17 protein-coding genes are annotated in these 20,419 nt (G+C 45.3%); 9 read left to right on the top strand and 8 right to left on the bottom strand.

Annotated elements, in window-relative coordinates; all coding sequences use genetic code 11:
* Positions 1–235: 235 nt before the first annotated feature.
* From pyrB to ACHUFZ_RS16590, 3 genes are all read left to right on the top strand, one after another.
* Positions 236–1,165, top strand: a complete 930-nt coding sequence (gene pyrB / locus ACHUFZ_RS16600; RefSeq protein ID WP_394128010.1) for an aspartate carbamoyltransferase — start codon at positions 236–238, stop codon at positions 1,163–1,165.
* A gap of 17 nt (positions 1,166–1,182) precedes the next feature.
* Positions 1,183–1,644 (top strand): aspartate carbamoyltransferase regulatory subunit, encoded by a 462-nt coding sequence (gene pyrI, locus ACHUFZ_RS16595; RefSeq protein ID WP_394128009.1) that lies wholly within the window; start codon positions 1,183–1,185, stop codon positions 1,642–1,644.
* Between the two features lie 135 nt (positions 1,645–1,779).
* Positions 1,780–2,169 carry a RidA family protein gene (locus ACHUFZ_RS16590; RefSeq protein ID WP_134835030.1) on the top strand — a complete coding sequence of 130 codons (390 nt, stop codon included), beginning with the start codon at positions 1,780–1,782 and terminating at the stop codon, positions 2,167–2,169.
* 71 nt (positions 2,170–2,240) lie between these two features.
* Here ACHUFZ_RS16590 and ACHUFZ_RS16585 read toward each other — a convergent pair whose 3' ends face one another.
* Complete coding sequence (locus tag ACHUFZ_RS16585; protein WP_134835031.1) at positions 2,241–2,432, bottom strand: hypothetical protein; 192 nt, start codon at positions 2,430–2,432, stop codon at positions 2,241–2,243.
* 97 nt (positions 2,433–2,529) lie between these two features.
* Positions 2,530–3,465 (bottom strand): malate dehydrogenase, encoded by a 936-nt coding sequence (mdh, locus tag ACHUFZ_RS16580; protein WP_004415726.1) that lies wholly within the window; start codon positions 3,463–3,465, stop codon positions 2,530–2,532.
* Between the two features lie 331 nt (positions 3,466–3,796).
* On the opposite strand from mdh, the gene argR reads away from it, so the two are divergent.
* The 5 genes from argR to ACHUFZ_RS16555 all read left to right on the top strand — a co-directional run bounded on the left by argR (position 3,797) and on the right by ACHUFZ_RS16555 (position 9,472).
* Complete coding sequence (argR, locus tag ACHUFZ_RS16575; protein ID WP_004415727.1) at positions 3,797–4,267, top strand: transcriptional regulator ArgR; 471 nt, start codon at positions 3,797–3,799, stop codon at positions 4,265–4,267.
* Between the two features lie 332 nt (positions 4,268–4,599).
* Positions 4,600–5,568: a TAXI family TRAP transporter solute-binding subunit gene (locus tag ACHUFZ_RS16570; RefSeq protein ID WP_134835032.1), complete on the top strand. Its 969-nt coding sequence runs from the start codon at positions 4,600–4,602 to the stop codon at positions 5,566–5,568.
* A 227-nt stretch (positions 5,569–5,795) separates the two neighbouring features.
* Positions 5,796–8,375, top strand: a complete 2,580-nt coding sequence (locus tag ACHUFZ_RS16565) for a TRAP transporter permease (protein WP_394128008.1) — start codon at positions 5,796–5,798, stop codon at positions 8,373–8,375.
* 100 nt (positions 8,376–8,475) lie between these two features.
* A complete protein-coding gene (locus ACHUFZ_RS16560) occupies positions 8,476–8,913 on the top strand; it encodes a universal stress protein (RefSeq protein WP_053437936.1) in 438 nt (145 codons plus the stop codon).
* A 166-nt stretch (positions 8,914–9,079) separates the two neighbouring features.
* Positions 9,080–9,472 carry a DUF2061 domain-containing protein gene (locus tag ACHUFZ_RS16555; RefSeq protein ID WP_134835034.1) on the top strand — a complete coding sequence of 131 codons (393 nt, stop codon included), beginning with the start codon at positions 9,080–9,082 and terminating at the stop codon, positions 9,470–9,472.
* Here ACHUFZ_RS16555 and ACHUFZ_RS16550 read toward each other — a convergent pair.
* Entirely contained in the window at positions 9,469–10,269 is an 801-nt protein-coding gene (locus ACHUFZ_RS16550) for a glycosyl hydrolase 2 galactose-binding domain-containing protein (protein WP_394128007.1), read from the bottom strand. The genes ACHUFZ_RS16555 and ACHUFZ_RS16550 overlap by 4 nt on opposite strands.
* 130 nt (positions 10,270–10,399) lie before the next feature.
* Complete coding sequence (gene rraB / locus ACHUFZ_RS16545) at positions 10,400–10,810, bottom strand: ribonuclease E inhibitor RraB (protein WP_394128006.1); 411 nt, start codon at positions 10,808–10,810, stop codon at positions 10,400–10,402.
* 565 nt (positions 10,811–11,375) lie between these two features.
* On the opposite strand from rraB, the gene arcA reads away from it, so the two are divergent.
* Entirely contained in the window at positions 11,376–12,596 is a 1,221-nt protein-coding gene (arcA, locus tag ACHUFZ_RS16540; RefSeq protein WP_394128005.1) for an arginine deiminase, read from the top strand.
* 176 nt (positions 12,597–12,772) lie between these two features.
* On the opposite strand, the gene tldD is transcribed toward arcA, so the two are convergent.
* From tldD to rng, 4 genes are read right to left on the bottom strand one after another with little or no spacing between them, the layout of a single operon-like run.
* Entirely contained in the window at positions 12,773–14,218 is a 1,446-nt protein-coding gene (tldD, locus tag ACHUFZ_RS16535; protein WP_394128004.1) for a metalloprotease TldD, read from the bottom strand.
* 9 nt (positions 14,219–14,227) lie between these two features.
* The gene (locus ACHUFZ_RS16530; RefSeq protein ID WP_394128003.1) at positions 14,228–15,046 is read right to left on the bottom strand and encodes a carbon-nitrogen hydrolase family protein; all 819 of its coding nucleotides are present in this window, start codon (positions 15,044–15,046) and stop codon (positions 14,228–14,230) included.
* A 12-nt stretch (positions 15,047–15,058) separates the two neighbouring features.
* Positions 15,059–18,928: a YhdP family protein gene (locus ACHUFZ_RS16525; RefSeq protein ID WP_394128002.1), complete on the bottom strand. Its 3,870-nt coding sequence runs from the start codon at positions 18,926–18,928 to the stop codon at positions 15,059–15,061.
* A 9-nt stretch (positions 18,929–18,937) separates the two neighbouring features.
* Positions 18,938–20,407 carry a ribonuclease G gene (gene rng / locus ACHUFZ_RS16520; RefSeq protein ID WP_134835041.1) on the bottom strand — a complete coding sequence of 490 codons (1,470 nt, stop codon included), beginning with the start codon at positions 20,405–20,407 and terminating at the stop codon, positions 18,938–18,940.
* Positions 20,408–20,419: the final 12 nt, after the last annotated feature.

The raw sequence follows: 20,419 nt of genomic DNA, 5'->3' as shown, positions 1-20,419 counted from the left end.
TAAAAGCCTCGATGTAATCGCTTGCGTTCACCAATCTTCAGCGTATAATGCTCGGCAATTTGTCTGGAGGTAGTAAAACAATGCCACGTAATTCGTGCTCTAAAAAGCGTATTACACTGGGTAAGCTAACATGCTTACCGGCGTTAGGTTTTTCTATTTCCGCCGATTTTTAAAGCCTCCCGTAATGGGGGGCTTTTTTATTGCCTAAATTTAGTACTCAGATGGGAAGATGATTATGACCAACACGCTTTATAACAAGCACATTATCTCAATTCCTGAGCTTTCACGTGAAGAGCTTGAATTGATTGTCAAAACAGCGGGTGAGCTTAAGGCCGATCAAAAACCTGAGTTAATCAAAAATAAAGTCATTGCGAGCTGTTTCTTTGAACCTTCGACTCGTACTCGCCTCTCTTTTGAAACGGCAATCCAACGCATTGGCGGCAGCGTGATTGGTTTTGATAATGGTGGTAACACGTCACTGGCGAAAAAAGGTGAAACACTGGCTGACTCAGTGCAGGTTATTTCATCTTACGTAGATGCATTTGTGATGCGTCATCCGCAAGAAGGCGCTGCGCGTCTTGCCTCTGAGTTCTCTAACGGTGTGCCTGTGATTAACGCAGGTGACGGCGCTAACCAGCACCCAACTCAAACACTACTCGACCTATTCTCTATTGCTGAAACGCAAGGCCGCCTAGACAACCTTAACGTTGCCTTTGTTGGTGACCTTAAATACGGTCGTACCGTTCATTCACTGACTCAAGCATTGGCAAAATTCAACAATGTGCGTTTCTTCTTTGTTGCTCCAGAAGCACTAGCCATGCCAGATTACATCTGTGAAGAGTTAGACGAAGCAGGTATTGAATACAGCCTGCACACTGACATGGAAAGCGTGGTGCCTGAACTGGATGTTCTGTACATGACTCGCGTACAGAAAGAGCGTTTCGATGAATCTGAATACGCCCATATCAAATCGGCTTATATCTTGACCGCAGCCCTGCTTGAAGGTGCGCGCGAAAACTTGAAAGTGCTGCACCCGCTACCACGCGTTGATGAAATCACTGTCGATGTCGATAAAACGCCACATGCATACTACTTCCAGCAAGCCGAAAATGGCGTCTACGCGCGTGAAGCTCTACTGGCACTAGTTCTAAACGAAACCCTGTAATCGAGAGGAGAATTACCATGTCTAAAGAAACTCAATTGCAGGTTGAAGCAATTAAAAACGGTACCGTTATCGACCACATTCCTGCTCAAATTGGTATTAAGGTGCTGAAGCTGTTCTCAATGCACAAATCAGAGCAACGCGTCACGGTCGGTTTGAACTTACCTTCTTCTGCTCTGGGCCATAAAGATCTGCTTAAGATTGAGAACGTGTTCATCAGCGAAGAGCAAGCGAGCAAACTGGCGCTCTACGCACCGCATGCGACAGTAAACCAAATTGAAAACTATCAAGTAGTGAAGAAGCTACCACTAGAGCTACCTGAGCAAGTCAATAACGTGTTTGAGTGTCCGAACACCAACTGTATTACTCACGATGAGCCAGTAGAAAGCAGCTTTAAAGTGTTTGAGAAGAAAGAAGACATTCGCTTGAAATGTAAATACTGCGAAAAAGTATTCTCACGCGAAATCGTAACTGAGCGCTAGTTCATAAGTTTCCGTTATAGCTGATATTTCAATCTATCCCCACTGCACGTTAGCGGGGATTTTTTCTTTACGCAGCACGCGATTCGCGGCACACTGAGTTTTCATACTTCCCCCTTAAACAGATGGAACATAATAATGACTAAAGTACTTCACACAGAATCAGCTCCAGCAGCAATCGGCCCATACGTACAAGGCGTTGATCTAGGCAACATGGTTCTGACTTCTGGCCAAATCCCAGTAAACCCAGCAACTGGTGAAGTATCAGCAGATATCGCAGAGCAAGCACGTCAGTCACTAGACAACGTTAAAGCTGTGGTTGAAGCATCTGGCCTAACCGTTACAGATATCGTAAAAATGACAGTATTCGTTAAAGACCTAAACGACTTCGGTACTGTTAACGAGGTTTACGGTAAGTTCTTTGATGAGCACGATGTAGCAAACTACCCTGCACGTTCATGTGTAGAAGTTGCTCGTCTACCTAAAGATGTGGGTATCGAGATTGAAGCAATCGCAGTTCGTAAATAATCGACGCGATTGAGATTAAAAAAGCGAGCTATTTGGGCTCGCTTTTTTATTGCCACTGATTTTTACTGCAACTAGTAGTAACGATCGCAGCCAAGATGCAGTTGTGGGTCATCCATTAAATCCTCAACGTCGACCTCAAACTTTTGATGCGAGATACGCTCTTCTATCACCACGGCATGTGCACTCTCATCCACTTCAAGTACGGTTCCAATCCCTTGGCGACATTCAACCAACATCCCTTTTTCAAGTTCACTGATATCCATCTTCCCTCTCCTCTGTTACTTAACAAGTGTACAGCCGAAAAAGAAAAAGGATCAAAAAAGCCGACTCGAAAGTCGGCTTTTACAATTCTGCTTCGTATTAGTTGTTTACGAAATCAACACCTGTTTGGATATCACCATTTAGTGTTTCTAGCATGCCGTCTAGTGCAGACTTCTCGAAGTCACTTAGCTTACCGTAGCTTAGTACTTCTTCCACGCCATCTTTACCCAGTTTCACAGGTTGTGCAAAGAATGGGGCGTGCTCGCCATCGCCTTCAACGTAAGCGTACTCAACCACTTCTTCACCTTGTGCTGCTTTCACTAGCGCTAGACCAAAGCGACATGCCGCTTGACCCATAGATAGAGTTGCAGAGCCGCCGCCCGCTTTCGCTTCAACAACTTCAGTACCTGCGTTTTGGATACGCTTAGTTAGAGCTTCCACTTCTTCAGCCGTAAACTCAACACCTTCAACTTGAGAAAGTAGCGGAAGAATAGTTACGCCTGAGTGACCACCGATAACTGGCACACGAACATCACCTGGATCTTTGTCTTTTAGATCCGCAACAAATGTTTCAGAGCGGATAACGTCTAGTGTCGTTACACCAAATAGACGACGCTTATCATAAACACCTGCTTTCTTAAGAACTTCAGCTGCAATTGGCACAGTCGTGTTAACTGGGTTTGTGATGATACCCACTAGTGCTTTTGGACAAACATCAGCGATTTTCTGAGCAAGAGACTTCACAATACCTGCGTTAACGTTGAATAGGTCAGCGCGGTCCATACCTGGCTTACGAGCTACACCTGCAGAAATTAGAACCACGTCCGCACCTTCTAGTGCAGGAGATGGATCTTCACCAGCGTAACCTTTGATCGATACTGGCGTTGGGATGTGGCTTAGATCTGCTGCAACACCCGGAGTAACCGGAGCGATATCATAAAGGGCTAGATCTGAACCTGCAGGTAGGCGGTTTTTCAGTAGTAGGGCTAGGGCTTGACCGATGCCACCAGCGGCACCAATAACGGCTACTTTCATCGTAGTTCTCCTTGAGATGACTCTCTTATATATGTTTTGTAAGTCGATTTGAAATCGGTGCGTTCAACCTATAGTAATCACAAGATGATTACAAATGATTAACGTCAGCTTTGCGACCTTGCGCAAGCCATCAAAATCAGGCTTCACACCTTTACGCCATTATGTTCTTAATCCTTTTGGATAACAAAGAATTAAACGGTTTTCTGTCAATAAATCCTGCCATTTTTACAGTGATTTGCTAGACAGATTTTAGGTTTAGCATTGGCACGCATTGCATATCTATGCGAGAATATTCACTTGCTTTTTATAAAACAAACATAGAAAGAGAACCATGCGCCATTCAGAAAAACAAGATAACCTCGTTCGCGCTTTTAAAGCCCTACTTAAAGAAGAACGTTTCGGCTCCCAAGGCGATATTGTAGAAGCTCTTAAAAACGAAGGGTTCGATAATATCAACCAGTCAAAAGTGTCTCGTATGCTGACCAAGTTTGGTGCGGTACGTACACGTAATGCCAAAATGGAGATGGTTTACTGTCTACCTGCTGAACTGGGGGTGCCAACGGTATCAAGCTCACTGCGTGAGTTAGTGCTCGATATCGATCATAACAACGCGCTTGTTGTGATTCACACCGGACCAGGTGCTGCCCAACTTATCGCTCGCCTACTTGATTCACTAGGTAAAGCGGAAGGCATCTTAGGCGTCGTTGCCGGAGATGACACTATCTTTATTACTCCAACACTATCAATTACCACAGAGCAGCTGTTTAACTCGGTGTGTGACTTGTTCGAGTACACAGGTTAGTTTCATATAAAACAACCAAATACAAATTGCGCCGCCAAATTTGCGGCGTGATTGAGATCACATCTTAAAAAAATCATACCTTAGTTAACCCCACCACGTAACACGATGATTTTAAAGAACTTTACCATTGAAATAATCCTAATACATTAGGTTAATATTCAGGCTTTTTGCCTATATTCTTTAACATCCGTGTAATTATGTGCCAATTTTTTGCTATTATTCAGCCACTTTTTCAACATACGGATTGAAAAAGATGCCGTTTCCAGCAAGAGGAAACGCCCAAAGCAACTACACTTGCTAAGGGTTAATAATGAATAAAGGAAGGGAAATTCATGGCATTGAACAAACTTATTAAAGTTGGCGCTATTGCTGCAGCAGTAATGGGCGCAGGCGCAGTTAACGCTCAAGAGTTCATCACAATCGGTACCGGTTCAGTAACAGGTGTTTACTACCCAACTGGTGGTGCAATTTGTAAGCTAGTTAACAAAGGCCGTAAAGACCACAACATTCGTTGTTCTGTAGAATCAACTGGTGGTTCAATTTACAACGTGAATACTATCCGTGCAGGCGAACTAGACTTCGGTATCGTTCAGTCTGACTGGCAGTACCACGGTTACAACGGTACAAGTAAGTTTGCTGAGCAAGGCCCATACAAAGAGCTACGCGCAGTGTTCTCTCTACACACAGAACCGTTCAACATCATCGCTCGTAGCGATGCTGGTATCGAAAACGTTTCTGACCTAAAGGGTAAACGTGTAAACATTGGTAACCCTGGTTCTGGTGACCGTGCAACAATGGGTGTTGTAATGGAAGCTATGGGCTGGACTAACGATGACTTCAAACTGGCTTCTGAGCTAAAAGGTTCTGAGCGTTCACAAGCACTTTGTGATAACAAGATTGACGCGTTTGTTTACGTAGTTGGCCACCCGAATGGATCGATCAAAGAAGCAACAACTTCATGTGATGCGAAACTAGTTTCTGCAACTGGTGCGAAAATCGATGAAATCGTTGCAAACAACCCTTACTACGCATTCAGCACAGTTCCTGCGGGCATGTACCGTGGTACTGATAAAGACGTAAACAGCTTCGGTGTTGCCGCAACTATGGTAACAACAACGAATGTTTCTGATGATGTAGCGTACAATGTAGCAAAAGCTGTATTCGAAAACTTCGATACATTTAAGCGTCTACACCCAGCGTTCGCTAACCTGAAGAAAGAAGACATGGTTCAAGCTGGTCTTTCTATCCCTCTACACCCAGGTGCAGAGAAATACTACAAAGAGATCGGCCTACTTAAGTAAGCACTCTTTGATGACTAAGGAGGCATAGCGCCTCCTTAGTTAATATCACTGTAGTCAAAGCACTACACTCTATTTTGGGTTTCACATTCTTGAAACTCTTTCTCGTTTTATACCTAAGAAAAACACACAACTGAGCAATATTTCATCTTTTCACTACACTAAAAGATGCTAAATAAAGGTTCTCATAACCATAATTATACGGACCATTTATAATAAGGATTAAGTACATGTCGAAGACAAACACTCCGTCTCAAGATGTGCAAGAAATGGTGGCTCAATCCGATACTGGTGCACGCGCTCCTTCTGGGCTGTCTGGTCGCATCTTATGGTTTGTGCCGCTATGTTGGTCACTGTTCCAACTTTGGTACGCTTCCCCTCTTCCATTTATTTTTAATTTTGGCGTACTCAACGATACTGAAGCGCGTTCTATACATTTAATGTTTGCTGTATTCCTTGCCTTTACGGCTTACCCAGCAATGAAGAGCTCGCCAAGGGATAGCATTCCTGTTATCGACTGGTTGCTGGCATTGGCAGGTGCCTTCTCTGCCGCATATATTTATATTTTTTACACTGAACTCGCGGGGCGCTCTGGAGCACCAACCTCATTTGATATTGTTATCGCCGTGATAGGTATGGTGCTACTGCTGGAAGCAACGCGCCGCGCTTTAGGTCCACCATTGATGGTGGTTGCCGCAGTCTTCTTGCTCTACACATTTGGCGGGCCTCATATGCCAGATGTGATTGCACACAAAGGCGCGAGCTTAAACAAGGCGATGTCTCACCTGTGGTTAACTACTGAAGGTGTATTTGGTGTTGCATTAGGCGTATCAACGTCATTTGTATTCTTGTTTGTACTGTTTGGCGCGATGCTTGAACGTGCCGGCGCAGGTGCTTACTTCATCAAGGTGGCGTTCTCGCTATTAGGCCATATGAAAGGCGGTCCAGCGAAAGCAGCAGTTGTTGCGTCTGGCTTATCAGGCCTTGTGTCAGGCTCATCGATTGCTAACGTTGTAACCACAGGTACATTCACCATTCCACTGATGAAGCGTGTTGGCTTTCCTGGTACTAAAGCGGGGGCGGTCGAAGTTGCGGCTTCAACTAACGGTCAGCTAACTCCACCGATCATGGGTGCAGCAGCATTCTTGATGGTTGAATACGTGGGTATCTCTTACGTTGAAGTCATCAAAGCGGCGATCCTACCAGCGCTGATTTCTTACATCGCACTTATCTACATTGTTCACCTTGAAGCGTGTAAAGCAGGCATGACGGGCTTACCTCGTCGTCACACGCCGAAGTTCATTCATAGCCTATTGTCGTTTACTGGCACTATTTTAGGTCTGTGTGTTATCAGTGCTGCAGTCTACTACGGTGTCGGCTGGACAAAAGGTGTCTTTGGTGAAGCAGCAACACCTATCGTTACTGTTGCCTTACTGGTTGCTTACGTGGCACTGGTAAACATCTCAGCGAAATACGCTAAAGAAGGCGCAATTGAAATTGATGCTGAGCTAACTGAAGTACCGGATCCAGGTCCAACGATTAAATCGGGCCTGCACTTCTTGCTACCAATCGTTGTTTTGGTTTGGTGTTTGACTGTTGAACGTTTCTCGCCGGGTCTATCCGCATTCTGGGCAACCGTGTTCATGATCTTTATCTTGATCACGCAGCGTCCATTGATTGCGATTCTTTCTAAGGAAGGCAGTCTCGCTGAGCAAACTAAAGCAGGTTTTGTTGATCTCGCTGAAAGTTTAGTTTCAGGTGCTCGTAATATGATTGGTATAGGTGTTGCGACAGCAGCAGCGGGTACCGTTGTTGGTGTGGTAACGCTTACGGGTATCGGTCTGGTTATGACGGACTTTGTTGAGTTTATCTCTGGCGGTAACATCATCCTGATGTTGCTATTTACCGCTGTGATCAGCTTGATCTTAGGTATGGGTCTACCAACAACCGCTAACTACATCGTTGTATCAACACTGATGGCACCAGTAATTGTGACTCTTGGTGCACAGAGTGGCTTGATCATTCCATTGATCGCAGTCCACCTATTTGTGTTCTACTTCGGTATTTTGGCTGACGATACTCCGCCAGTAGGTCTGGCTGCTTTTGCGGCCGCAGCGATTGCCAAATCGGATCCGATCCGAACCGGTATTCAAGGCTTTACGTACGATATCCGTACGGCAATCTTGCCATTTATGTTTATCTTCAACACCCAGCTACTGCTGATGGGTATTGATAGTATTTGGCACTTGTTGCTGACGATCTTCTCTTCGATCGTGGCGATGTTGATCTTCTCTGCTGCAACGCAGGGCTGGTGGTTTACTAAGAACAAATGGTGGGAAACTGTCCTACTGCTTGTGTTGACCTTTACTTTCTTCCGCCCAGGTTTCTGGTGGGATGAAATTTATCCAGCGAAGATCATGCACCCAGGTACTGAGATCGCGCAGATTACTGAAAAGATGAAAGTCGGTGAAGAGATCGAGCTATTGGTAGCAGGTGAAAACCTAGAAGGCGACTACATTTCTAAAACAGTACGTTTGCCTTTTGAAGACCGTGCGACAACAGCTGAAGAACGCATTGCCTCAATGGGTCTAATGCTAAACGATGCCAATGGTCGTATGTTGGTTGATATGGTCGAATTCGGTAGCCCTGCAGAAGCAGCTGGTGTCGATTTTGACTGGGAAATTCGTTCTGTGGTCGTCGATGCAGACCGTCCTATGAAGGAGTGGGTATTTGTCCCAGCGTTACTTCTTCTAATTGGTCTGGCGATGAACCAGAGAAGACGAGCTCGAAAGGAACAGCTGAGCGCGTAACTTAATCAGCCCTACTCGATGAGTGGGGCTACAATTAAGCTAAGGATGCATTAACTCCCCCTTAAAGAGTTCTTTAAGGTGAACAATAAGAGAAATAATGATGTATAAGCAGATTCTTGTTCCTGTTGATTTAAACGATAAAGGCTTTTCAGATAAAGCGGTCGAGTTAGCCGTTTGGCACGCGAAACACTCTAACGCTGAAGTGCATATTCTCAATGTGTTACCTGGCATCCACATGTCAATGGTCGCAACTTACTTCCCGAAAGATGCGGCGCTAAAAATGAAAGCGGATGTGGAAAAACAGCTTAAAGAGTTTGCGGCAAACCATATTGCTGATGACGTGGTGTACAAGGTACATGTGACTGAAGGCAAACCTTACTCAACCATCTTAGAGTTTGCCGAAAAGTTAGGTGCGGATCTGATTGTTATGCCAAGCCACAAACGCTCTAAAATTGATAAAGTTGTACTTGGCTCGGTTGCAAGCAAAGTGGTTCAGAACTCCCCTATCAATGTGCTAGTGGTTAAGCCTCAAGGCTAATTGACGACTACCAACTCCAAATAATAAAGGCGCGTAATGCGCCTTTTTTCGTCAGTTAGAGCATCAATAGGTATCACCTATTAAAACTATCGCTACAAATCAATTTAATTAATGCGAATAATTATCAATAATAACCACATCAAGTTTACTCGACTAGGTTATTGTTATGAAAAAGACACTCACATTCGCTGCTATTCACTTCACTATCGCGTTCACAGTCGCGTATGTATTAACAGGTGATATTCTGATTGGTAGTCTGATTGCAATGATCGAGCCGACCGTAAACTCAGTGGCTTTCTACTTCCATGAGCGCATTTGGCAACAAAGCACAGCACTTCAGAAATTGGCTCGTTCTGCCAAGGTGAAAACCGCTAGCTTTGCCGTTGTACACTTTAGTGTTGCTTTTGGTGTGGTGTATCTATTGACGGGTGATGCATTTGTTGGCGGTATCATGGCGGCGATTGAGCCAACCATCAATACCTTTGCATACTACTTTCATGAAAAGGTGTGGCTACGTAAGCAAGAAGCCACACTACACTGGGGATGTGCTCACGCTTAAAGTGGGTAGTGGGATACACACATATCTTTACTTAACCCGATGTGTAAACGTCGGGTTTGCCCATCTAAAGTCACTTCCAACAGATATAAATCATCAAGGTTCGGCTTTTCAGCATCGGCATAAATTGGCGCTTCAATTTGGAAAAGTGCGCTGGTGTGATTGTCACGCACATCAATTGGCAGGTGGTAAGTCATACCATTGAACTTGACGGCCGCCGACACAAGCCCTGGAGAATAGGTCTGATAGTGCAAATCGACCAGAAACTCACAGCCACCACCGTGGTGCCAAATTTGCTCCGTAGTGATGTGCTCTAAACGTATGTTGCGGATAAATTGCAGGTAAGGCTCTTTCCAAATCCCAATTCGGCTATCAAGCTTTTGGTATTGCAGCTCGCCGAGTGGGCACACTTCTGGCTGATCTTCTTCAAACAACAGTTCCTCTTCTTCTTCAAGAAACAGAACCTCAAAGCGGTTTCGACCTAACTGCATATAAGGGCGAATATCTTTCTTATATTCAGCTTGGCTGCCATCGCAATCAAATACAGCGACACCGTTCAAACGCACTTCAGCATGATAGTCGACCCCACCGATCACAAGATCGATCGCAGGAAACGCCATCATCGCTTCGTCCACTTCAATATCATGCATCAAGTGCCACTCTTGCGCAGCAATCTCTGCCTCAGATAATGAGTCAGGAAGCTTAGCGCTTAAAGGAGCAGGAAAAGTGATGTCATTTTGTGGAATAGATAGGTCCGTAAGCGGTGAAATCTGCCAAAGACCAGCAAGTGAAAGCTGCATAAACCCTTTTATTAATTGAGCTAGATCAAGTTTGAGAGATTATAAAGCAGCCCATGTGATAAAGATACAAAAATGCCAGTCACTGGGACTGGCATTCTCAATTCTAATTTAACGAGCAAAAAGCTGTTAATTACTCTTCGTCATCTTCTTCAGGGTAAAGCGCATCTTCGCCTTCGTAGTAAGTACCCCAACCATCGTAGATGATGTCGTATTTCTCTGCTAGATGGATAAGCTTTTCAACCTGTGCATCAATCGCCTCTGCATTTAACGCAGATTCCATTGTCGCATCACAACAAAGCAGTTTTTTGCCGTCTTCGTCTTCCGTTTCTTCAGCTTCAAGAACTTCAAAACCCATCTTAAATGCTTCAACTACCGCTTTTTCTAGGGTATTGAAATCTTCAGCGAAAAGGTGGTGTTCGATCTCATATAAAGCATCTGGCTCACTGCCATCTTCTAACAAAGCTTGGATAATATCGCGAGTCTCTTCCTTTTGAATCTCAATTAATTCTTCAACAGATAGATATTCATCTTCGTGAGACATAAGTCGTGCTCCAGATAGTGACAAAATAGATCGTAATTTACAGCGACGAAATATCGCATGGATCCAGCTAAATTACTACCCAGAATATGGCTTGATCGCGATCTTTATCCGTCCTCGCAGGCTAGATCAAACCTGATCAAGCTCACAAGATGGTAAATTTAACATTTTGTTATCAAGTGCCCGATTCAGAATTATCTCTTTTAAACCCTTCGGCACCTATAAGCCAAGATTATGCGTTTTTATCACTATTCTTTGCATATCAAGTACGCGACTGTAATTGCATAAAAATATGCGCCACCGAAAGCAAAGCGCAAATTAGTGAATAGCTATGCTTTTACTTGCTAGAACTTCGCACTTCTAAAGCGTGAAGCTAACGCATAGAGACGCAACTTTGAGAATACAACACCCAAACAACATATTTGGTGATTCTATAAATTACCGCCAATTATCAGTATAAAAGACCAGAATAAAAACAAAAGGCAGTTATTTTTGCCACCAGACAAGCTTGCATCTTTATAACAAACTTGTCATAAATACGCTCTGGAATTAATTGTAAGGATACAAAATGAGTAAGTTGTATGTAGGCTCAGAAGTTGGTCAATTAAGACGAGTATTGTTAAACCGTCCTGAGCGAGCACTCACCCACCTAACCCCGTCAAACTGTCATGAACTGCTATTTGATGATGTACTGGCTGTAGAAGCTGCGGGGGAAGAGCATGACAAGTTTGCTCAGACACTGACCAACCAAGGAGTTGAAGTACTACTACTGCACGACTTACTGGTTGAGACATTAGAAGTTGCTGAAGCACGTACTTGGCTGCTGAATACCCAGATCTCTGATTTCCGCTATGGCCCTACTTTTGCCAAGGATCTACGCAACTATCTATCCGATATGGACAATGAACACTTAGCGACGGTTTTACTTGGTGGTCTAGCCTATTCAGAACTGCCGATCAAATCATCGTCGATGCTACCACGTATGCATCAGCCTCTCGACTTTGTGATTGAGCCGCTGCCAAACCATCTCTTTACCCGTGATACGTCATGTTGGGTATACGGAGGTGTCTCTCTAAACCCAATGATGAAGCCTGCCCGTCAGCGTGAAACTAATCACCTGCGCGCGATTTACCGCTGGCACCCTGTCTTTGCTGGCCAAGACTTTATTAAGTACTTCGGCGATGAAGACCTTCATTACGATAACGCCAACATTGAAGGCGGCGATGTACTGGTTATTGGTAAAGGTGCTGTGCTTGTTGGTATGTCTGAAAGAACTACTGCCCAGGGTGTTGAAAACCTTGCGGCAAGTCTATTTAGGCATGGTCAAGCCAAGGAAGTGATTGCGATTGAGCTACCAAAACACCGCTCATGCATGCACTTAGATACCGTTATGACCCACATGGATATTGATACTTTCTCAGTCTACCCAGAGATCATGCGTAAAGACCTCAACACATGGCGCTTATCAGCAAAAGACGATGGCGATATGAAAGTAGAAACCGTACCAAGCTTCATTCATGCCATTGAAGAAGCTCTCGGTTTAGATTACTTGAAGATCATTACCACTGGCGGTGACAGCTACGAAGCAGAGCGTGAACAGTGGAATGATGCCAATAACGTACTAACTGTCAAACCAGGTGTAGTTATCGGTTATGAGCGTAACGTCTACACCAATGAGAAATACGATAAGGCCGGTATCGAGGTTCTGACCATCCCTGGCAACGAGCTAGGTCGTGGCCGTGGTGGTGCGCGTTGTATGAGCTGTCCTATCGAACGTGACGGGATCTAGTTTCGAGTTTCGAAAATTTAAAGGGTTGGCACAATGGGCCAACCCTTTACTTTTACATCCAGACAATAAACTCCTAAGAAAAGTATCACTGCCTGCAATTATTGTCTCACTTTCCACCGGTATCTCTCGAAGGACGAAGTCCGCTCTAGATACTCGAAGCAATGCGTACTCGATTTCTACTCTGTACCACCGACTGTGATTGAGTCGAGCTTCAATGTTGGCTGACCAACACCAACCGGTACGCTTTGGCCTGCTTTACCACACACACCCACACCACGGTCAAGGCTAAGATCGTTACCAACCATAGAGACTTGCTGCATTGCTTCAATGCCAGAGCCGATCAAGGTTGCCCCTTTCACAGGACGAGTGATCTTACCGTTTTCAATCAAGTAAGCTTCAGACGCAGAAAACACAAACTTGCCTGAAGTGATATCAACCTGACCGCCACCAAAGTTTGGCGCATATAAGCCTTTCTCAACCGTGGAAATAATCTCTTCTGGCGTATGCTGACCCGGTAGCATGTAAGTATTAGTCATACGAGGCATTGGCAGGTGAGCGTAGGATTCACGACGGCCATTACCGGTTGGGTTTACCCCCATAAGGCGCGCATTGAGCTTATCTTGCATATAGCCTTTTAACACACCGTTTTCAATCAATGTGTTGTACTGGCCATTTACACCTTCATCGTCAACATTGAGAGAACCGCGTAAGTCTTTTAATGTGCCATCATCAACAATAGTACATAGATCTGAAGTGACTTTTTGGCCCACTTTACCGCTAAATACTGAAGACTCTTTACGGTTAAAGTCACCTTCTAAGCCATGACCAACCGCTTCGTGCAATAGCACTCCTGGCCAACCAGAGCCAAGTACGACTGGCATCATACCTGCAGGTGCTGCATCGGCTTCAAGGTTAACTAAAGCCATACGAATCGCTTCATCTGCATAGTGGTAAGCGACTTTCGCGCCATCGCTATCAGATAAAAAGAAATCATAGCCAAATCGACCACCGCCACCTGAGCTGCCGCGCTCACGGCGATCGCCTTTCTGAGCAAGCACGCTGATTGATAGACGAACCAAAGGACGAATATCGCCAGCATAGGTGCCATCGGTTGCTGCAACCAGCATTTGTTCATGGACACCGCTTAAGCTAACCGAAACTTCTTTAATTAACGGCTCTTTAGTGCGGATGTAGGCATCTAGCTCTTTAAGCAGCTGAGTTTTTTGCTCTTTAGCCCAACACTCTAGTGGGTTAGCAGCGGTGTAATAACTCTGGTTATCGCTACGTTTAAATGCCTGAACTTGACCATTTTGACCTTGCTGAGCAATACCACGCGCCGCGATTGCACTTTGCTTTAAGCCTTCTAATTGAATCTGGTCTGAATATGCAAAACCCGTTTTCTCACCGGTTACCGCTCGCACGCCTACGCCACAGTCAATATTAAAAGAGCCATCTTTAATGATGCTATCTTCCAATACCAAAGACTCATGCCAGCTTGACTGGAAATAGATATCGGCATAGTCGATCTGGCGAGTGGCAATACTTGCCAAGGTATCTGCAATGTCTTGCTCACTAAGTCCGGCTGGTTTAAGCAACGCGTCTTCTACGTGATTTATGGTCATACTTTGCTCTTAATTTTGTAACTGATTGCTGAATCGAGTGTGCTGCCCCACTGGCATCGCGGCTCTCAACTCATCGACTTGGGTTAGGTCAATTTCGACTAATAAATTACTTGGTTGATCAGATAATGCTCCGATAATCTCTCCCCACGGAGAAATCACCATTGAGTGCCCCCAAGTTTCTCGTCCACACGGATGGACTCCTGCTTGATTCACCGCGATAAGCCACGACTGTGTTTCAATCGCACGCGCGCGCAGTAACGGCTCCCAGTGTGCTTGCCCTGTCACCGCTGTAAAAGCAGCTGGGACAAGAATCAAGTTCGCACCTAACCGGGTGAGTTCACTATAAAGTGCAGGAAAGCGAATATCATAGCAGATACTCAAGCCAAGATGCGCGAATGGAGCTGGATAAGTAACGATTTGAGAGCCTGGAGTAAAAGTTTCAGACTCTCGGTAGCGTTTATGTCCATCGGCCACATCAACGTCAAACATATGCAATTTGTCATAATGCGCGACAAGTTCACCATTGGGAGAAAAAAGTAGCGACGTAGTTGTGACACCTTGTGACTGCTGGATGGGCATACTACCAATCAGTAGCCACACAGAATTATCGCGTGCAATATCGGCCAACTCGTTCTGTAATGGACCGTTTACCAAAGGCTCTGCATGTTGGTGATAATCTTTACGACTACCGAAAACAAGGCTGTTTTCCGGGGTGATGATAAAAGCAGCGCCCTCTTTTGCTAAAGCAATCACCTGTTCACGGATATACGCCAAGTTGTGCTGCGGATTTGGCCCAGACGTCATCTGAATTAACCCTACTCGTTCCATGAGCAACTCTCCTTATTTCACCGCTTCTCGCAGTTTTTGTGGCAATTTAAATTCACCTTGGCTGCGGGATAACTCTTTAACTATAGGCGCATCCAATGAGCCCTTCACTTCATAGTTAACTTGAGTAAAGACTTCCACCACCGGCGAAATCACCGTCGTAATAGCCAGTACGTATAGCGCGGTTTGTGGCGTCACGGCAAACGCGGTCAACACTGGAATTCCTGAAGTGATGTCTGGAGTAAAGTTAACTTCTGCATCTACGGTTCGGGTATTAAGATTCGCCAACCCTTTAATGTTCATCTCACCGGCAACCGCATCCATCTTGATGTCATTGGTGAGAAAAATACCATTGCGGATTGAACCACTACCGGTAATAGAGTTAAACGCCATCCCTTTATCAAACACATCAGTAAAGTCGAGCTGCATTTTACGAATAATCGAGTCAAGGCTGAAAATACCGAGTAATCTCGCCGCGCCGCTGACATCAGAAATGACACCTTTACCTAGCTTGGTTTTCACATCACCTTGCAAGGTCGACACACGGCCTGACCATGGCGAACCATCCCACTCAATATTGGCACTGATGTCAAAAGGCGCACGCTGGATACCTGAAGAAATACCAAAGCGCTCCATCACATCACTGTTGTTCTCGCCCGACATAGCAATATTGAATTTCGTGTGGCTTTGCTTATCGTTTAGTTGCCACCAGCCATCCATATTGACCTTATTGCTCCCGCTTTCAAACGAGAGCGTCTTCCACTCAATTTTTTCACCTTGGCGCTGAAGGTCTAGGTGCGTTTTTCCGACCTTATACCCCTGAAGCCAGAAGTCTTCGATGTTTAACGTGATATTCGGGATCTGCTGATGGAAGGTGCGATCAAACGTGCTCACCAAAGGTTGTTCATCATTAGTCACGTCGAACATGGTTTTATCTTTGAGTTCTTCATCCAGCACTGGTACGTAGACATGGAGGCGATCAAGAGAAACCGATAAATCATACGGTTCAAGGTAACTCGCTTCCCCTTTCGCTTCTTGGCTATCAAGATTCATATACCAACCCAAACCTTTGCGCTTGGCACTGAAGTCAACATCATTCCATTCAATATTTGCCAGGGTCAGCTCTTTTACATCGAGATCAATTCTCGATGGCAGGGGAATCTGTGGTGTATTCATTTGAGCCAATACCGCAGATGAACTTTGTTGCTCTTGGCTAGCGAGTTCAAGCCAATCATCTAGGTTAAATTTTTCAGTGCGAACTTGAGCTTGATGGCCAGTAATCGGACTGATTTTAAAGCTGCCTTTACCCAGTACTAAATTGGTCGCTTTGAGAACCGGAACTTCAGGGCGAATGTCGATTTCAGTTTGATACTTAGCATCAGGTAGTTGCAGCCTTGCGGTAATACTCTCTTGGTTGCCTGAAGCTTGCAGGCGCGCTTTGCCTTTTTCACCGCTCTTTTTACCTAACGGTGCAGGGTAGTTACTACTTACTAACTTAAGGTCAGCAACAGTATCAATTTGGTAAGTAAAACCAACATCATTCAGTTGCAGGTCAATATCCATCTGCCAAGGCGCATGCCCGCCAACAGGCGCTACCCATTGATTGCCAAGGTAAGGAGCCAGCGGTTTGACATCCCAATCCCCAACCACGTTGATCGCCACACCGTAGCCTTGACCAATGTTCTCACCGCCAAAATCGATTGAGACAGGCTGAGTGAGTAACTCTGCGGATAACCCAGCGGCACTGACCACATCGTTATCAAACTCTACCCGACCAGACACAGTTTCGAGTGTCATTGGCGGCGCATCTATCGTTACATGGTTTTTATTTAGGTCAGCGTAACCCCAAGCGCGCGCTTCTTTATCCATATCAAATGGGATATTAAGCTGGAACTTCGATTTCACCGGCCCATCAACTTGAACTGCAGTTAAAGCGGCGCCAACAGAGTCCACCAATGGTGAAGCCGTCATGTAATCACGAACTGCATTGCCTTGCGCACTGGCTTGCGCTTCAATCTCAATGTGCCCATCAGGCCCAAGAACTGGAATACGCCCAGTAATGCGCTGAGCTTTCACATCCATTAATGTTGCGCTGTGCGAATCAAGGTACATCGCATCATTTTGGAACAATAGATCCAGTTGTAAGTCGGTAATCGCTGGCCAAGCAGTATCAAAACTAAATTTAGCCTGCTTTAAACCCACCCAAGCCTGAAACATGCCATTGTTTTTCTGATACGGGAAATCACCTAACTCGCCATACCAAAGCAATTTAGCAGTATTGACTCGACCACCTTGAATTGCGGTACTCAAATAGTCCGTTAGGTCTCGGCCAAGCGCTAAGGTTGGTAAGTAACGCCAAGTTTCACCCGCGTTATAGAGGTCTGCTTCAGCATAAAAAGATAAGAACGGGCTGCGCTGTTTAGGAAAATCGAGACGGAAGGCACCAAGTACTTGCAGGTCGGGAGTTGCGGCAGTGACTTTATCCGCCCACAGGCTCCAGCCTTGCTCGCCATTTTGCCAAACTATGTCCACCTGACCTTGTTTGATGTTGAGCGGAGCCTGAAACACTTCACCATAAGGGAGAACATCATCAATCAGGGAAACACTGGCTTTAGCTTGCTGTAGGTTACCTGCAACACTCGCCGACAAATGATGCACACCTGGCAGTAGCTCCCACTGAGACATGGTGCCACCAGTGAGATCAGCCGAGTACTTCAAGCTATCAAGACCATCGCTCATGGAAACGCGAATATCTTCAACTAAACCACCAAGTGAAAATGTCTCGATTAACTTTGACGTCGCTTGAGAATTTGGCGATAGTTTGACCAAGGGAGTGATCGTTGCAATGTCGAGTTGAGACACATTAAGGCGCCACTGTTCAGGTTGCCAATCAAAGGCTATATCTAGTTCAGGCCACTCTTTCTCATCGGTTCTCAATTCAAGTGAGTGAGCATTTACTTGCCAACCATTCTCTTTCGGCTCAAGTTCGAGAACACCTGACTCAATCGACAATTCATGTCGTCCACCTTCTTGCCAAATCAGCTCAGAAGACTCTAACTCTAAGTAAGCACTTACTGGCTGACTGTTTTCAAGCGTTAGCCAACTATTAAAGCTGATCTGGCCTTTCTCAATACCTGTTTCTGTTTTGAGGTACTTACTCAGCCATGGTGTGACTAACACATTTTGCGCAGAGACATAAAACTCGCCACTCACGTCTGCTAACGAACCGTAATCGACAAAGTTTGCTTTTACCTGCGCTGAATTTAGTTGAGTATTAACTAAACTGATTTCACCGTCTGCAAGGTGGTGACGACCATTATTTTGCCATCTCAGTTTGGCAATATTCAGTTCACGGTCAGTCCCATCAATGCCTAAGAAATGAATTTGCGAATTCGCTAAGGTAAAACTGTCTAACTGGCGAAGAAACAACTGGTCTAACTGCTGTATCACTCCCCTCTGTTCACCTTGCGGTTTTAACTCTGACTTCTCATCATCCCTTGCCCACTGCACGGAAGTGATATCTAAATTGAGCTGGTAGATATTCAAATCCGCGACGACGGGCTGAAGCTGCATGATCGTTTGGAACAGATCAAGTTCAACTTCAACCGTTTCAGCAGAAAAATGGATACCACTGCTCTCAGGCGTTTGCGCTTTAACCCCTTGCAGTGAAATAGATGGGTGAGTGTTGCGCCAAAAACCATGCAGGCCAGAAATCTCAAAATCCAACCCCGAACCTTGGTTAACCCAAGTCTGAATTTGAGGTTTTAAATGGTTGAGCTGAGGTAGGGCGATACGCAGAGCCGTTACTGCGATTGCCAAAACAACCAAAACAGTAACGGTCAGCCAAAGAAAAAGTCGCGTTAGACGAGTTGCAGTCGTAGTCACATACAGCCTTTACATCATTACAACGTCAAACTGCTCTTGAATATAGAGAGGTTCAGCTTGAATCTTCACTTGCTTACCAATAAAGACCTCTAGCTCTGCAAGTGCATGAGACTCATCGCCTTGCAGGGTATCGGCAACCGCAGGTGATGCATAAACAACAAATTTGTCCGCATCATAAGCTCGATTAACACGTGTCACTTCACGTAAGATTTCGTAGCACACTGACTCAACGGTCTTAACGCTGCCACGACCTTCGCAGGTTGGGCAAGTTGAACACAAGATGTGTTCGATACTTTCGCGGGTTCGCTTACGGGTCATCTCAACTAAACCTAGCTGAGTGAAGCCATTGATATTGGTTTTAACGCGATCTTTATCTAGTGCATTTTCCAGTGAGGTAAGCACGCGGCTACGATGCTCGTCAGCGATCATATCAATAAAGTCGATAATGATGATGCCACCTAAATTGCGCAGACGTAGTTGGCGCGCAATGGCCTGAGTCGCTTCAATGTTAGTGTTGAAAATCGTCTCTTCAAGATTACGTCGCCCAACGAAAGCACCGGTATTGATATCGACGGTCGTCATCGCTTCTGTTTGGTCGATAATCAGGTAGCCACCCGATTTAAGCTCAACTTTGCGCTCTAATGAACGTTGAATCTCATTCTCGGTGTCGTACATATCGAAGATGGGCTTTTCACCTTCATAAAGCTCAAGCTTTTCTGTTAGTTCAGGGACATACTCAGAAGTAAACTCTTTGAGGTTTTCAAACTCGATACGCGAGTCGACAAGAATTTTGTTTAGCTCTGTACCGACGAAATCACGTAAGATTCGCTGTGATAGGCCTAATTCACCATACAGGGTAGCGCGAGTTTTATACTTACTGCGGCGCTCAATTACCTTAGACCAAAGGCGCTTAAGGAAAGCGGCATCTTGCGACAGCTCTTTCTCATCCGCACCTTCGGCAGCAGTACGAATGATAAAGCCACCATTTTCATCGCAGTAATGACCCACTACCTTCTTAAGGCGATTACGCTCTTGTTCACTTTCGATACGCTGAGAGACGCCAACATGGCTTGCCCCTGGCATAAAGACTAAGTAACGAGAAGGAAGGGTAATATCGGTAGTTAAACGTGCACCTTTGGTACCTAGTGGATCTTTCACCACCTGTACGACTATGTCTTGTCCTTGGCGAACAAGCTCAGAGATATCTCGAACTTGGAACTGCTGCTTTTCGTTATCAGCAACACATTCGGTATGCGGAACAATATCAGACGCATGGAGAAACGCGGCTTTTTCTAGGCCAATATCAACAAAGGCAGCTTGCATACCGGGCAATACTCGACTGACTTTACCTTTGTAAATATTACCAACAATCCCGCGTTTAGCTTCACGTTCGACATGGATTTCTTGTAGGGTTCCCCCTTCAATCATGGCCACACGAGTTTCACTCGGGGTCACGTTGATCAGCAACTCTGCACTCATGAGCGCACCTCA

Source organism: Vibrio hepatarius (assembly GCF_043642085.1).
Lineage (GTDB): Bacteria > Pseudomonadota > Gammaproteobacteria > Enterobacterales > Vibrionaceae > Vibrio > Vibrio hepatarius_C.
The sequence above is the reverse complement of the archived record's forward strand: the minus strand, read 5'-3'. Positions and strand labels throughout refer to the sequence as shown.